Annotated in this window: 10 protein-coding genes, 4 tRNA genes and 3 rRNA genes; 8 read left to right on the top strand and 9 right to left on the bottom strand. The window is 44.8% G+C overall.

The features are described 5' to 3' along the window. Positions 1–50: 50 nt before the first annotated feature. From Q7657_RS12135 to gmhB, 8 genes are all read right to left on the bottom strand, one after another. Positions 51–127 (bottom strand) — tRNA-Trp (locus tag Q7657_RS12135). Between the two features lie 37 nt (positions 128–164). After that, positions 165–241 (bottom strand) — tRNA-Asp (locus Q7657_RS12130). Between the two features lie 131 nt (positions 242–372). Further along, a 5S ribosomal RNA gene (gene rrf / locus Q7657_RS12125) occupies positions 373–488 on the bottom strand. 85 nt (positions 489–573) lie between these two features. Next, positions 574–3463 (bottom strand): 23S ribosomal RNA (locus tag Q7657_RS12120). A gap of 337 nt (positions 3464–3800) precedes the next feature. Continuing rightward, positions 3801–3876 (bottom strand) — tRNA-Ala (locus tag Q7657_RS12115). Between the two features lie 45 nt (positions 3877–3921). Beyond that, a tRNA-Ile gene (locus Q7657_RS12110) sits at positions 3922–3998 on the bottom strand. A 73-nt stretch (positions 3999–4071) separates the two neighbouring features. After that, positions 4072–5622: ribosomal RNA gene (locus Q7657_RS12105) — 16S ribosomal RNA — on the bottom strand. The 16S, 23S and 5S rRNA genes sit together here with 4 tRNA genes alongside, the layout of an rRNA operon. Before the next feature lie 458 nt (positions 5623–6080). After that, a complete protein-coding gene (gmhB, locus tag Q7657_RS12100) occupies positions 6081–6635 on the bottom strand; it encodes a D-glycero-beta-D-manno-heptose 1,7-bisphosphate 7-phosphatase (RefSeq protein ID WP_107167194.1) in 555 nt (184 codons plus the stop codon). Positions 6636–6895: 260 nt separating this feature from the next. On the opposite strand from gmhB, the gene metN reads away from it, so the two are divergent. The 8 genes from metN to Q7657_RS12060 all read left to right on the top strand — a co-directional run bounded on the left by metN (position 6896) and on the right by Q7657_RS12060 (position 13682). Further along, the gene (gene metN, locus Q7657_RS12095; protein WP_107167195.1) at positions 6896–7930 is read left to right on the top strand and encodes a methionine ABC transporter ATP-binding protein MetN; all 1035 of its coding nucleotides are present in this window, start codon (positions 6896–6898) and stop codon (positions 7928–7930) included. Then, the gene (locus tag Q7657_RS12090) at positions 7920–8606 is read left to right on the top strand and encodes a methionine ABC transporter permease (RefSeq protein ID WP_008986254.1); all 687 of its coding nucleotides are present in this window, start codon (positions 7920–7922) and stop codon (positions 8604–8606) included. The genes metN and Q7657_RS12090 overlap by 11 nt, the downstream gene beginning before the upstream one ends. A gap of 42 nt (positions 8607–8648) precedes the next feature. After that, positions 8649–9464, top strand: coding sequence for a MetQ/NlpA family lipoprotein (locus Q7657_RS12085; RefSeq protein WP_107167196.1), 816 nt, complete (start codon positions 8649–8651; stop codon positions 9462–9464). A 102-nt stretch (positions 9465–9566) separates the two neighbouring features. Continuing rightward, positions 9567–10268, top strand: a complete 702-nt coding sequence (tsaA, locus tag Q7657_RS12080) for a tRNA (N6-threonylcarbamoyladenosine(37)-N6)-methyltransferase TrmO (protein ID WP_107167197.1) — start codon at positions 9567–9569, stop codon at positions 10266–10268. Between the two features lie 126 nt (positions 10269–10394). Beyond that, entirely contained in the window at positions 10395–12110 is a 1716-nt protein-coding gene (locus Q7657_RS12075; protein WP_107167198.1) for a proline--tRNA ligase, read from the top strand. Between the two features lie 187 nt (positions 12111–12297). Further along, positions 12298–13155, top strand: a complete 858-nt coding sequence (locus tag Q7657_RS12070; protein WP_053989475.1) for a GGDEF domain-containing protein — start codon at positions 12298–12300, stop codon at positions 13153–13155. Between the two features lie 132 nt (positions 13156–13287). Next, the gene (locus tag Q7657_RS12065) at positions 13288–13494 is read left to right on the top strand and encodes a YaeP family protein (protein WP_053989476.1); all 207 of its coding nucleotides are present in this window, start codon (positions 13288–13290) and stop codon (positions 13492–13494) included. Then, the gene (locus tag Q7657_RS12060; protein ID WP_053989477.1) at positions 13494–13682 is read left to right on the top strand and encodes a DUF4250 domain-containing protein; all 189 of its coding nucleotides are present in this window, start codon (positions 13494–13496) and stop codon (positions 13680–13682) included. The genes Q7657_RS12065 and Q7657_RS12060 overlap by 1 nt, the downstream gene beginning before the upstream one ends. 53 nt (positions 13683–13735) lie before the next feature. Here Q7657_RS12060 and Q7657_RS12055 read toward each other — a convergent pair whose 3' ends face one another. Beyond that, positions 13736–14947, bottom strand: coding sequence for an aromatic amino acid transport family protein (locus tag Q7657_RS12055; RefSeq protein ID WP_107167199.1), 1212 nt, complete (start codon positions 14945–14947; stop codon positions 13736–13738). Positions 14948–14993: the final 46 nt, after the last annotated feature.

Below are 14993 nucleotides of genomic sequence, written 5' to 3'. Positions count from 1 at the left end.
GAAACACAAATGCAAAAAAGCCTCGTCATTTCTGACGAGGCTTTCGAAGATGGCAGGGGTGGAGAGATTCGAACTCCCAACACGCGGATTTGGAATCCGCTGCTCTGCCAATTGGAGCTACACCCCTGTAGTTATTTTAAAGACTTAACTGTGTCTAAATAAAGTGGCGGAGCGGACGGGACTCGAACCCGCGACCCCCGGCGTGACAGGCCGGTATTCTAACCAACTGAACTACCGCTCCGACGAACATGGATGTTCTAATATCGCGAAGCCATGGATGGCTAAGAGCGATAACACCACATGCGATATCCATAGTTCAAATAGATATCTAATTTTATAACTTCCAGCTATTAGCTAAAAGTGAAATTTGAAGCCTGGCGATGTCCTACTCTCACATGGGGAGACCCCACACTACCATCGGCGCTATTACGTTTCACTACTGAGTTCGGCATGGGATCAGGTGGGTCCATAATGCTATGGTCGCCAAGCAAATTCGTTACAATCTTAGAAAGCTGATTCTCAAACACACGTTCAAGTGTTCTTGGAGTCCGTATAAAACCCCTTGGGTGTTGTATGGTTAAGCCTCACGGGCAATTAGTATCGGTTAGCTCAATGCCTCACAGCACTTACACACCCGACCTATCAACGTTGTAGTCTTCAACAACCCTTTAGAGACCTTAAAGGTCTAGGGATGACTCATCTTGAGGCTCGCTTCCCGCTTAGATGCTTTCAGCGGTTATCGATTCCGAACTTAGCTACCGGGCAATGCGTCTGGCGACACAACCCGAACACCAGCGGTTCGTCCACTCCGGTCCTCTCGTACTAGGAGCAGCCCCTCTCAATCATCCAACGCCCACGGCAGATAGGGACCGAACTGTCTCACGACGTTCTAAACCCAGCTCGCGTACCACTTTAAATGGCGAACAGCCATACCCTTGGGACCGACTTCAGCCCCAGGATGTGATGAGCCGACATCGAGGTGCCAAACACCGCCGTCGATATGAACTCTTGGGCGGTATCAGCCTGTTATCCCCGGAGTACCTTTTATCCGTTGAGCGATGGCCCTTCCATTCAGAACCACCGGATCACTATGACCTGCTTTCGCACCTGCTCGACTTGTCAGTCTCGCAGTCAAGCGGGCTTATGCCATTGCACTAACCTCACGATGTCCGACCGTGATTAGCCCACCTTCGTGCTCCTCCGTTACTCTTTGGGAGGAGACCGCCCCAGTCAAACTACCCACCAGGCACTGTCCGTAACCCCGATAAGGGGTCGACGTTAGAACATCAAGCATACAAGGGTGGTATTTCAAGGACGACTCTATAACCGCTAGCGCGATTATTTCACAGTCTCCCACCTATCCTACACATGTAGGGTCAATGTTCAGTGCCAAGCTATAGTAAAGGTTCACGGGGTCTTTCCGTCTAGCCGCGGGGACGCAGCATCTTCACTGCGATTTCAATTTCACTGAGTCTCGGGTGGAGACAGCGTGGCCATCATTACGCCATTCGTGCAGGTCGGAACTTACCCGACAAGGAATTTCGCTACCTTAGGACCGTTATAGTTACGGCCGCCGTTTACCGGGGCTTCGATCAAGAGCTTCGACCGAAGTCTAACCCCATCAATTAACCTTCCGGCACCGGGCAGGCGTCACACCGTATACGTCATCTTTCGATTTTGCACAGTGCTGTGTTTTTAATAAACAGTTGCAGCCACCTGGTATCTGCGACTCCCGGCAGCTTAGAGAGCAAGTCTCATCACCGCTAGGAGCGTACCTTCTCCCGAAGTTACGGTACCATTTTGCCTAGTTCCTTCACCCGAGTTCTCTCAAGCGCCTTGGTATTCTCTACCTGATCACCTGTGTCGGTTTGGGGTACGATTTCTTATAATCTGAAGCTTAGAAGCTTTTCCCGGAAGCATGGCATCAATGACTTCATCACCGTAGTGACTCGACATCGTATCTCAGCCTTAAGATGGTCCGGATTTGCCTAAACCATCAGCCTACATACTTGGACCTGGACAACCGTCGCCAGGCTCACCTAGCCTTCTCCGTCCCTCCATCGCAATTATAAGAAGTACGGGAATATTAACCCGTTTCCCATCGACTACGCCTTTCGGCCTCGCCTTAGGGGTCGACTTACCCTGCCCCGATTAACGTTGGACAGGAACCCTTGATCTTCCGGCGAGGGAGTTTTTCACTCCCTTTATCGTTACTCATGTCAGCATTCGCACTTCTGATACCTCCAGCGAGCTTTACAACTCACCTTCAACGGCTTACAGAACGCTCCCCTACAATGAAGTAAAACTTCATTGCCGCAGCTTCGGTGTATAGCTTAGCCCCGTTAAATCTTCCGCGCAGGCCGACTCGACCAGTGAGCTATTACGCTTTCTTTAAATGATGGCTGCTTCTAAGCCAACATCCTGGCTGTCTGAGCCTTCCCACATCGTTTCCCACTTAGCTATAACTTTGGGACCTTAGCTGGCGGTCTGGGTTGTTTCCCTCTTCACGACGGACGTTAGCACCCGCCGTGTGTCTCCCGGATAGTACTTACTGGTATTCGGAGTTTGCAAAGGGTTGGTAAGTCGGGATGACCCCCTAGCCTTAACAGTGCTCTACCCCCAGTAGTATTCGTCCGAGGCGCTACCTAAATAGCTTTCGGGGAGAACCAGCTATCTCCGAGTTTGATTGGCCTTTCACCCCTAGCCACAAGTCATCCGCTAATTTTTCAACATTAGTCGGTTCGGTCCTCCAGTAAGTGTTACCTCACCTTCAACCTGCCCATGGCTAGATCACTCGGTTTCGGGTCTAATCCTAGCAACTCATTCGCCCAGTTAAGACTCGGTTTCCCTACGGCTCCCCTAAACGGTTAACCTTGCTACTAAAATTAAGTCGCTGACCCATTATACAAAAGGTACGCAGTCACCCAACAAGTGGGCTCCTACTGCTTGTACGTACACGGTTTCAGGTTCTATTTCACTCCCCTCACAGGGGTTCTTTTCGCCTTTCCCTCACGGTACTGGTTCACTATCGGTCAGTCAGGAGTATTTAGCCTTGGAGGATGGTCCCCCCATATTCAGACAAGATAACACGTGTCCCGTCCTACTCGTTTTCACTGATAAGATGTTGTCGGTTACGGGGCTATCACCCTGTATCGCGGAACTTTCCAGAACCTTCACCTAACATCAAACTAGCTTAAGGGCTAATCCGGTTTCGCTCGCCGCTACTGCCGGAATCTCGGTTGATTTCTCTTCCTCGGGGTACTTAGATGTTTCAGTTCCCCCGGTTCGCCTCGTGCTGCTATGTATTCACAACACGATACTTACTTATGTAAGTGGGTTTCCCCATTCGGAAATCCCAGAGTCACCGGTTTTTACTACCTCATCTGGGCTTATCGCAAGTTAATACGTCCTTCATCGCCTCTGACTGCCAAGGCATCCACCGTGTACGCTTAGTCACTTAACCATACAACCCCAAGAGGTTTCACTCTTAGTCTTCACTTAAAAAGTGAAATAAGTTGGTCAAACAACCAAGGTTTATGTCTAACACTTCGATCAAGAAAGTATTAAACGTTGGTTTTTCGCCGGACTCCATTATTTGTCTTCACTTTTAAAAAGTGAAAGCAAACAACAGACACTTGAATGTGTTTGTTTTTGAGAACTCGTTTTCATCTTTCGATGAAAACTATAAATCAATCTATTCGATTGAATTTACTAGTCAGCTTTCCAGATTGTTAAAGAGCATTGTGTTTATCGTTAGATAACCACTTTTTAAAAACACTCAAGAGAATGTGTTTAAAGAGTGGTGGAGCTATGCGGGATCGAACCGCAGACCTCCTGCGTGCAAGGCAGGCGCTCTCCCAGCTGAGCTATAACCCCAACGATATAAAAGACTTAAAACCGCCACTTTCATCTAAGAGAAAGTGGTGGGTCTGAGTGGACTTGAACCACCGACCTCACCCTTATCAGGGGTGCGCTCTAACCACCTGAGCTACAGACCCAAGTCTTTTTGCGTTCTTTACTATTAACCAAGCAATCTGTGTGGACACTGCATTCAACAGTTAAGTCTTTAGGTAAGGAGGTGATCCAGCCCCAGGTTCCCCTAGGGCTACCTTGTTACGACTTCACCCCAGTCATGAACCACACCGTGGTAAACGCCCTCCCGAAGGTTAAGCTATCTACTTCTGGTGCAGCCCACTCCCATGGTGTGACGGGCGGTGTGTACAAGGCCCGGGAACGTATTCACCGTGACATTCTGATTCACGATTACTAGCGATTCCGACTTCATGGAGTCGAGTTGCAGACTCCAATCCGGACTACGACGTACTTTATGGGATTCGCTCACTCTCGCGAGTTGGCAGCCCTCTGTATACGCCATTGTAGCACGTGTGTAGCCCTACTCGTAAGGGCCATGATGACTTGACGTCGTCCCCACCTTCCTCCGGTTTATCACCGGCAGTCTCCCTGGAGTTCCCACCCGAAGTGCTGGCAAACAAGGATAAGGGTTGCGCTCGTTGCGGGACTTAACCCAACATTTCACAACACGAGCTGACGACAGCCATGCAGCACCTGTCTCAGAGTTCCCGAAGGCACCAAAGCATCTCTGCTAAGTTCTCTGGATGTCAAGAGTAGGTAAGGTTCTTCGCGTTGCATCGAATTAAACCACATGCTCCACCGCTTGTGCGGGCCCCCGTCAATTCATTTGAGTTTTAATCTTGCGACCGTACTCCCCAGGCGGTCTACTTAACGCGTTAGCTCCGAAAGCCACGGCTCAAGGCCACAACCTCCAAGTAGACATCGTTTACGGCGTGGACTACCAGGGTATCTAATCCTGTTTGCTCCCCACGCTTTCGCATCTGAGCGTCAGTCTTTGTCCAGGGGGCCGCCTTCGCCACCGGTATTCCTTCAGATCTCTACGCATTTCACCGCTACACCTGAAATTCTACCCCCCTCTACAAGACTCTAGTCTGCCAGTTCAAAATGCTGTTCCGAGGTTGAGCCCCGGGCTTTCACATCTTGCTTAACAGACCGCCTGCATGCGCTTTACGCCCAGTAATTCCGATTAACGCTCGCACCCTCCGTATTACCGCGGCTGCTGGCACGGAGTTAGCCGGTGCTTCTTCTGTAGGTAACGTCAAACAATGCCGCTATTAACGACACTGCCTTCCTCCCTACTGAAAGTACTTTACAACCCGAAGGCCTTCTTCATACACGCGGCATGGCTGCATCAGGGTTTCCCCATTGTGCAATATTCCCCACTGCTGCCTCCCGTAGGAGTCTGGACCGTGTCTCAGTTCCAGTGTGGCTGATCATCCTCTCAGACCAGCTAGGGATCGTTGCCTTGGTGAGCCATTACCTCACCAACAAGCTAATCCCACCTGGGCTAATCCTGACGCGAGAGGCCCGAAGGTCCCCCTCTTTGCTCCGAAGAGATTATGCGGTATTAGCTATCGTTTCCAATAGTTATCCCCCACATCAGGGCATATTCCCAGGCATTACTCACCCGTCCGCCGCTCGCCGCCCATAATTTCCACCGAAGCTTCTATCATGTCGCTGCCGCTCGACTTGCATGTGTTAGGCCTGCCGCCAGCGTTCAATCTGAGCCATGATCAAACTCTTCAATTAAAGTTTTGTTGGCCGCTCTTGTAAAAAGGCGACCGGCTCAATGAATACTGTTAATTCATCATAAATGATGAATGAATTGACTGTGCCGACTTCTCTTATTAAATAAAAGTTATCGTATTGGTCACTAGTATCATTGATAAATCTTTTGACTAATCATTCAACGAGTGCCCACACAGATTGCATGGTCAAATTGTTAAAGAACAATACTGATTACGTTGCTTGCCAGTGGCTTGCTCCGTGTCAGTGAGGTCGCATTATAGGAATATTTTTTTTGCTGACAATAGTTTTTTTAAGGTTTTTTCTTCAACCGCAATCGTTTGTCCATTTTTCAAACAACAATCACAAAATAGGGTGTTTTTTCACTAACGCAGACATTTTGAAGCTCTAAAAAAGAAAAGCAGCGTCAAAACGCTGCTTTTCTCAATTTCTCAATCATCTTTAGCAAGATTCGATGGACATTATTGCTGTGCTAACCAAGCTGGAACATCTGCAATGCTGTCTAATACGACGTTTGCTAATGCTTCACCTTCTTCGGTGATTGGTTTACCTGTACGCACTAATACCTTAACGGCAACATCGGCAGCAGCTGCTGCTTTCATATCATCTGCTTTATCACCAATCATGACTGACTTTGCCATATCAATCTTGAGGAAATCACGGGCAGAGATAAACATGCCTGGTTTTGGTTTACGACAATTACAGTCTTGTAAGTAATCACCTTGACCTTTTGTTGCATGGTGTGGGCAGTAATAGATACCGTCAAACTCAACACCATTATCAACAAAGTTCCAATCCATCCATTCTGTCAAAGATAGAAATTCGTCTTCAGTGAACATACCACGAGCAATACCTGATTGGTTTGTTACCAATACTAATAGGTAGCCCATCTCTTTTAATTTTTTACATGCTTCAAACACACCATCGACGTATTCGAAATCATCAACGGTATGTACATAGCCATGATCAACGTTAATTACGCCATCACGGTCAATAAAGACTGCAGGTTTGGCCAAAGGTTAGCCCTCATAAATCACAATTTCTTAGATTATGGCACGAGTTAATAGTGAAAAGTACTCGTTATTCACTAACTCATTGGTAGGAGTTTATTTAGACGTCTAGACGTAAAAATAGCTATTGACAGTTTTTGTGATAGAACATAGCATCAGAATCACAGGATGATTGCTTATTTAACACCATTAAAACAATCGACCGTAAATTTATACAATAGATATTTAATATCATCCAATAGTTTTATCTAGGAGCAGGACGTTCAATGATAGAAATAAAACAACTCAATAAAGTCTTCTATCAAGGCGATAAGGCTATTAACGCATTAAGCGATATCAACCTTACGATTCAGCAAGGAACTATCTTCGGGGTTATTGGCTCATCGGGCGCAGGTAAAAGTACTCTGATCCGTTGTGTTAATTTGTTAGAGCGCCCTTCTAATGGGCAAGTGATTGTCGATGGTGTCGATCTCACTACCCTATCTAATCAGAAGCTCACTTTAGCTCGCCGTAAAATCGGCATGATTTTCCAACATTTCAACCTTCTTTCATCTCGCACAGTTTTTGATAATGTTGCTTTGCCGCTAGAGCTTGCCAATACTGATAAATCAACGATTAAAGCAAAAGTGACAGAGCTCTTAGCTTTAGTCGGGCTTGAAGATAAACACTTAAGTTACCCATCAAATTTAAGTGGTGGTCAGAAGCAACGTGTTGCGATTGCACGTGCATTGGCATCCGATCCCAAAGTGCTACTGTGTGATGAAGCCACCAGCGCATTAGATCCAGCAACCACACATTCAATTCTTGAACTACTTCAAGAAATTAACCGTAAGCTCAATCTGACTATTTTGCTGATCACTCATGAAATGGATGTGGTGAAACGTATCTGTAGTGAAGTAGCGATTATCGGCGGCGGTAAATTAGTGGAACAAGGATCGGTTGGTGATATTTTCTCACATCCTAAAACTGAATTAGCTAAAGACTTTATTCGCTCAACATTAGATCTGTCGATTCCTGCTGATTACCAAGCACGTATGACTCCAACTCAAGTTGAAAACTCATTCCCTCTGATTCGTTTAGAGTTCACTGGTGCTTCTGTAGATGCCCCATTGATCAGCCAAGTAACCCGTAAGTTTAACTTAGATATCAGCATTCTTAGCTCTGATATGGATTACGCAGGCGGTGTGAAGTTTGGATTGATGCTGGCAGAATTTTTTGGCGATCACACCGCCGTTGATAATGCGGTTGATTTTCTTCGTCAAAATAAAGTGAATGTTGAGGTACTTGGCTATGTCGCTTAATGATTTAACCCTATGGTGGCAACAAAATACCCGCCTGATTGATTTACTTATTGAAGCACTGGGACAGACATTAACCATGGTGTTTGTATCAGGGCTAATTGGTTTTGTTATTGGTATTCCGCTGGGTGTTACCCTTCACTTAACTAAGAAGAATGGCTTATTAGAAAATACCGTTGTTAATAACATCCTTGGCATTATCGTCAATATCGGTCGCTCTATTCCTTTTATTATCTTGCTGGTTGCCATCATTCCTTTTACCCGCTTTGTAGTCGGTAGCTCAATTGGTACTGCAGCAGCAATTGTACCTTTAGCGGTAGGGGCTATTCCTTTTATTGCTCGCTTAGTAGAGGGGGCATTGTTAGAAATTCCATCTGGCCTCGTGGAAGCAGCCCAATCTATGGGAGCAACACCGCTACAGATCATTAAGAAAGTACTATTGCCAGAAGCGTTACCGGGCATCATTAATGCGGTTACGATCACCTTAGTTACTTTAGTGAGCTATTCAGCGATGGCGGGGACCGTTGGTGGCGGCGGTCTAGGTGATGTAGGTATTCGTTATGGCTACCAACGTTTTGATGGCACTGTGATGGCTATCACTGTCGTCATTCTGATCGTACTGGTACAAATTATTCAATCTGTCGGTGATTACCTCGTAAAACGTGTTGATCATCGATAATCAAAACACTTTAAGGAAAACCCCATTTTAAGGAGAAGTTGTATGGCGTTTAATCTAAAACATGTTTTTGCTCTTGCCGGTGTTGCAGCAGCCCTATCATTAACAGGCTGTGGTGAAAAAGAAGCCGTGGTTGATAACAGCAAGGTAAAAATTGGCGTCATGGCAGGAGCCGAAGAGCAAGTTGCTGAAGTTGCGGCAAAACAAGCAAAAGAGAAATATGGTCTTGATGTTGAGCTTGTGACCTTTACTGATTACGTATCACCAAATGCGGCACTAGAAGAAGGCTCAATTGATGCCAATGCATTCCAACATAAGCCATACCTTGATCAGCAGATTAAAGATCGTGGTTACAAATTTGCTGTTGCAGGTAATACATTCGTTTACCCAATCGCAGGTTACTCAAACTCGATTAAAACTGTTGATGAGCTAAAAGAGGGCGACAAAGTAGCTGTACCAAACGATCCAACTAACCTTGGTCGTTCATTGTTACTACTTCAACAGCAAGGCCTTATTAAGCTAAAAGACGGTTCAGGTTTAACAGCAACTGTATTAGATATTGTTGAAAACCCGAAAAATCTGAAGATTGTTGAGCTAGAAGCGGCACAACTTCCACGTTCACTTGATGATGTAGCACTGGCGATCATCAACACCACTTACGCAAGTAGCATTAACTTAACACCAGAGCGTGATGGCGTGTTTGTAGAAGATAAAGAATCGCCATACGTGAACCTGATTGTCTCTCGTGCAAACAATGTAGATGCGGAAAACGTGAAGAAATTCGTTCAAGCATACCAATCTGAAGATGTCTATAACTCAGCGAAAAACATCTTCAATGGTGGTGTGGTTAAAGGCTGGTAATCTCAGCGTTTTATAACCATACACTTATCGGGTAGGTCTCAGCACCTACCCTTTTTTATGTTATATTCTCAGCTCTTTTGACTTCTTAGCTGGCTTCATTTCATGTCTTATAGCATTGATCCTATCGGTATTATCCTCTCCCCTTATAAAGAAAAATTTGCAGTTCCTAGACAGCCAGGGTTAGTACCGAGTGCACGTTCTGAAATTATATTGCAAGGTGCAGCAAATTCATTAGAAGCGGTAAGAGGCATCGAACAATTTAGCCATTTATGGCTGTTATTTTTATTTGATCAGAATTTAGAGGCAGGATGGCGCCCAACTGTTCGTCCCCCTCGTTTAGGTGGCAATGAACGTATTGGCGTGTTTGCTAGCCGTGCCACATTTCGTCCAAATGGCATTGGTATGTCAGCGGTCGAATTAAAAGGGATTCGCCATGAAAACGGCAATGTGATCATCGAATTAGGTGGGGTCGATCTGGTTGATGGCACGCCTATTGTTGATATAAAACCTTATATTCCTTATTCCGACAGTCTGCCACACGCACAAGGTGGCTTTGCATCAAGCACACCGGATCTCATGCCAGTGTGTTTTAGCGAAGCCGCACTCAATCAACTACCAGCAAAAAATAAAGCCTATTATCAAACCGTGATCAGTGAAGTATTAGCCCAAGATCCTCGTCCGGCTTATAAGAAAGGCAAGCCAGATCCTAAGCAATATGCTGTCCACTTGTTTGATTTTAATGTGCACTTCTCGGTGACTGAACAACAAATAACCGTTAATCAGATCGAGAAAGTTAATCAATAGCAGATCTTATACAGTTCTCTTTGGCGAATAGCGTGTAGGCTGGTAAGATATTCGGCTATCGTCAGATCGCTGACGGGCGGGATTTATCCCTTCTTTTTTAATTTAATTAATCAACGGATACCATCAATGCGTACCAGTAATTATCTTCTTTCTACTCTGAAGGAGACTCCAAACGACGCAGAAGTTATTAGCCACCAGCTAATGCTACGTGCAGGTATGATCCGTAAGCTGGCTTCAGGTCTATACACCTGGCTACCTACAGGTCTGCGTGTACTGCGTAAGGTCGAAAACATCGTTCGCCAAGAGATCGACAATGCAGGCGCAATCGAAACCTTGATGCCCGTTGTTCAGCCGTTTGAACTATGGGAAGAAACAGGCCGCTCTGAGAAAATGGGCCCTGAACTACTTCGCTTTACTGACCGCCATACTCGTCCGTTTGTGCTTAGTCCAACAGCAGAAGAAGTGATCACAAGCCTAGTACGCAACGAAGTTAGCTCTTACAAGCAACTTCCGTTGAACCTGTACCAAATCCAAACTAAATTCCGTGACGAGCGTCGTCCACGTTTCGGCGTAATGCGTGCACGTGAATTCTGCATGATGGATGCTTACAGCTTTGACATTGACAAAGAAGGTCTACAAAAGTCTTACGATGCAATGCATGACGCTTACTGTAAAGCATTCGATCGCATGGGTCTTGAGTACCGTCCAGTATGGGCTGACTCTGGTGCAATCGGTGGTAATGGCTCTCAAGAGTTCCACGTATTAGCAGAAAGCGGCGAAGACTTAATTGCATTCTCAACTGAATCTGACTACGCAGCAAATATCGAAAAAGCAGAAGCACTAGCCCCTGCTCACGATCGTGCAGCGCCAACGGTTGAGCTTTCTGTTATCGATACACCAAATGCGAAAACTATCGATGAGTTAGTTGAGCAACACGGTATCGCTATCGAAAAAACAATCAAGACGCTATTTGTTAAAGCTTCTGATGAGATCGATGCGCCTATCGTAGCGCTATTAATTCGTGGTGATCACGAATTGAACGAAATTAAAGCAGAAAACCTAGATTGTGTTGCTTCTCCACTGGAAATGGCAACAGAAGAAGAAATTCGCCAGTTCGTTAACGCAGGTCCAGGCTCACTAGGTCCTGTTGGTCTTGAGCTACCATTCATCGTTGACCGCACAGTTGCTGTAATGAGCGATTTTGCTGCAGGTGCAAACATCGATGGTAAACACCATGTTGGCATCAACTGGGGCCGTGACGTTGAACTAGGTCGTGTTGAAGATCTACGTAACGTAGTAGAAGGCGATCCAAGCCCATGTGGTCAAGGTACGCTAATGCTTAAGCGTGGTATCGAAGTAGGTCACATCTTCCAACTAGGTACTACGTACTCTGAGAAGATGAACTGTGGCGTACTAGACTCAAACGGTAAGAACGTAATCCTAGAAATGGGCTGTTACGGTATCGGTGTTTCTCGTGTTGTAGCTTCTGCTATTGAACAAAACAACGATGAAAACGGTATTATCTGGCCTGACGCAATCGCACCTTTCCAAGTATCTATCGTTCCTATGAACATGGCGAAGTCTGAAGAAGTGAAAGAAGCGGCAGAAAAACTGTACGCTGATCTAACTGCTGCGGGTATCGACGTGCTATTTGATGATCGTAAAGAACGCCCAGGTGTTATGTTTGCAGATCACGAATTGATCGGTATTCCACACACTATCGTTATCGGTAACCGTAGCCTAGAAAACGGTGAGATGGAATATAAGAACCGTCGCACTGGTACTAAAGAAGCTGTGGCTGTTAATGATGTTGTTGAATTCCTTAAGCAAAAACTTGCTTAATTCAAAAGCTTCATAACATATTGAAAAAGCTGCCGAATATGGCAGCTTTTTTATTAATAAAAACCTCAACATCTCCCCCATTTTTTTATGTAACATGTTAAAATCATTGCATAAACCTGTTGCTACGATTGATCTACTCTTTAGATCCCCTATAGTGACAAATTAAATAGTTAATGATCTTGTAGTGATGGAACACGCTTTATTTAAACACGTAACCTCATCTCCTTCTCTTAAGCTAAAGCAAAAACCTTTAGCCGCAGATCAACGCCTGTTGATCCTACAAAAGCTACAAGGAAAATTAGAGATCCGTTCACTGTTTGAGATCTTGTGTCGCGAGCTTGATAAACAAATTGATATTTGCCGTTTGGTTTGGACCTTAGATAAAACCACCACCTTGATCCGCAAAGGACAAGCGAGTCCTCACCAAAAAAGTTTTACGCTTCGTTTTGGTGATAGCTGTTTAGGCACTCTGCAATACTCCACCTTATATCCTCTAGATGATGACGAAATCAGCTTACTGCATACATATCACCGTCTGTTTGCTGGCCCATTATTTAACGCCATTGAATACCGTAAAGTAAAAAATATGGCATTAATGGATCAGTTATCAGGCTTATGTAATCGAATGTGCTTTGAGCAAGATATTCACCACGCCATTGCGATGAGTGAAAAGCGCAGTGTAGAACTCGTGCTGTTTATCTGTGATTTAGATAACTTCAAACAGATCAATGATAACTTTGGTCATCTTGATGGTGACAAGGTTATTAAAGCGTTTTCTCAAGCTTTAAAACATGCAATCCGAAATTCTGATCGTTGCTACCGAATTGGTGGTGATGAATTTATTATTTTACTGCAACCTGCAAGTCCTCGCTCGGAAGTAAAAGTGGCAGCGAGGATCAGTGACTACATTGATCAAAGCCCGATCCTAAATGCCCTCAATATTGGCTTTTCTTATGGCACAGCCACTTTCATGCAAGGTGACTCGATGGTGTCACTGATTGAACGTGCCGATCGTCAACTCTATCAACACAAGCGTAATAAATAATCATTCCGTTGCGCTAACCACCATAACAGCTACGTTTTTATTTCATTTAACGCTATGATGCTCTCTCTAGATAATGAGAGTATTCAAATAGATATTGTTATCTTTTTGAACATTTTCTAAAGAGGGATAATTATGCAAGTTTATCAATGCGGCGAGCTTATTCGTGCTACCTATGCGCAAATTGGCAGTGGCGATCAAGGCTATATTCCAGCAGCTATTGCTTGTGCGATCAAAACCTTCAATGACATTGCTGAAGATACCAACTTACCGTTAGAAGTGCGTGAACGTGCGGCTTTTGCTGCGGCTAATTTATTAATTAGTGATCATGAGGACAAATAATGGACTTAGCTAAATTTGAATCCATGGATCCTATTATGTTGATGAGCATCGTTAACATGAAAATCCGTGATGATTTCCAAGATCTTGATGAACTAGTGAAATTCTACGATATCGATCGTCAAAAGCTGATCGATAAACTGGCAAGTGCTGGGTTTGAATACTTACCTGAAGCCAAACAATTTCGCTAAACAAAAAAACGGAAGCTAAAAGCTTCCGTTTTTATTTCTGAATTAAGCTGTTATTAGCCTTTAAAAATCGGTAGTAAATTTGCCATTGCCATAATATGGAAAACGGCAGTGACTACACCAAAACCAATCACGACATATACCGTCACATTACCACCCGGCACCACAAAACCTTCTTTCGACGCTTTACATTGACGGGTTTTCTTCGCTAACAATGCCGGAATAATACATGCCCAGATAGTTGCCGCAGCACCTGCTAGACCAATTGCAGCAAGGAAACCAAATGGTGACACCAATGAAAACAGTAATGGTGGAACAAAAGTAATCGCCCACGTTTTCAATCGGCCTTGCTTGGTATCTTCAAAGCCAAATAAATCTGCTAGGTAATCAAAGACACCTAAACCAACACCAATAAATGACGACACAACAGCAGCAATAGAGAAAATACGAATAGCCTGTTTCACACTATTTGAATCAATTACGCTATCAAGAGCATGAGTCAGTGCATCAATACCGCCACCAGCAGAAACTACAGGGCCAAACGCATCACGCGGCAAGTTACCAAAAATACATAGCACCCATACCAGATAGAAACCTAACGCAATAAAAGTGCCACCTAAAATTGCATTCTTTGCGCGGTGTTCATCTCGGTAGTAATCACGCATGGTGCTGACAGAGTGGTGATAACCAAACGAGGTTAATGCAATCGGTAACAAGGCTAATGCATACGGTGAATAACTTGAATGCAAGTGGGTAGTATCGAGCAGTACAGGTAATTGGATATTGGCCGCTAAACCAGAGATACCGATTAAGAAGCTCACCAACATGAAGATAATGAGCAAAATAGAAATACGATCAACGGCACGAGTAGAATGCAGCACAAATGCAGAACATACCGCTACAAATAAAACCGACGCTAGCTTTTCATTAATGCCCAGCAAATTACTAAAAATCATGCCCGATGATGAGATATAGGCATAAAGCAAAATACAACCAACAAAATACAACGATAGGTTATTAACAACATTGATTTTACGGTTCAACACATCTTTGGTAATGGTGTTAAAAGAAACCTTAAAATCATAATGCTTTAATGCTTCTAGCAGTAACCAACCTGATAGGGTCATCATGACCATGGTCAATGAGATCGCAATAACACTCCAAAATGTCCATGCGCCCGCCCCTGCACTCGGTAAACCTAACATGCCTGCGCCAACACAAACGCTTGCAATAATGCATGCACCGCCAAGTGTGGATGGTTTGCTCATATCTCTTCCTTACAGCCAACGTATCAGTGAACTAGTACATTAATGC

Origin of the sequence: Candidatus Photobacterium acropomis, assembly GCF_030685555.1 — a bacterium.
GTDB lineage: Bacteria > Pseudomonadota > Gammaproteobacteria > Enterobacterales > Vibrionaceae > Photobacterium > Photobacterium lucens.
The sequence above is the reverse complement of the archived record's forward strand: the minus strand, read 5'-3'. Positions and strand labels throughout refer to the sequence as shown.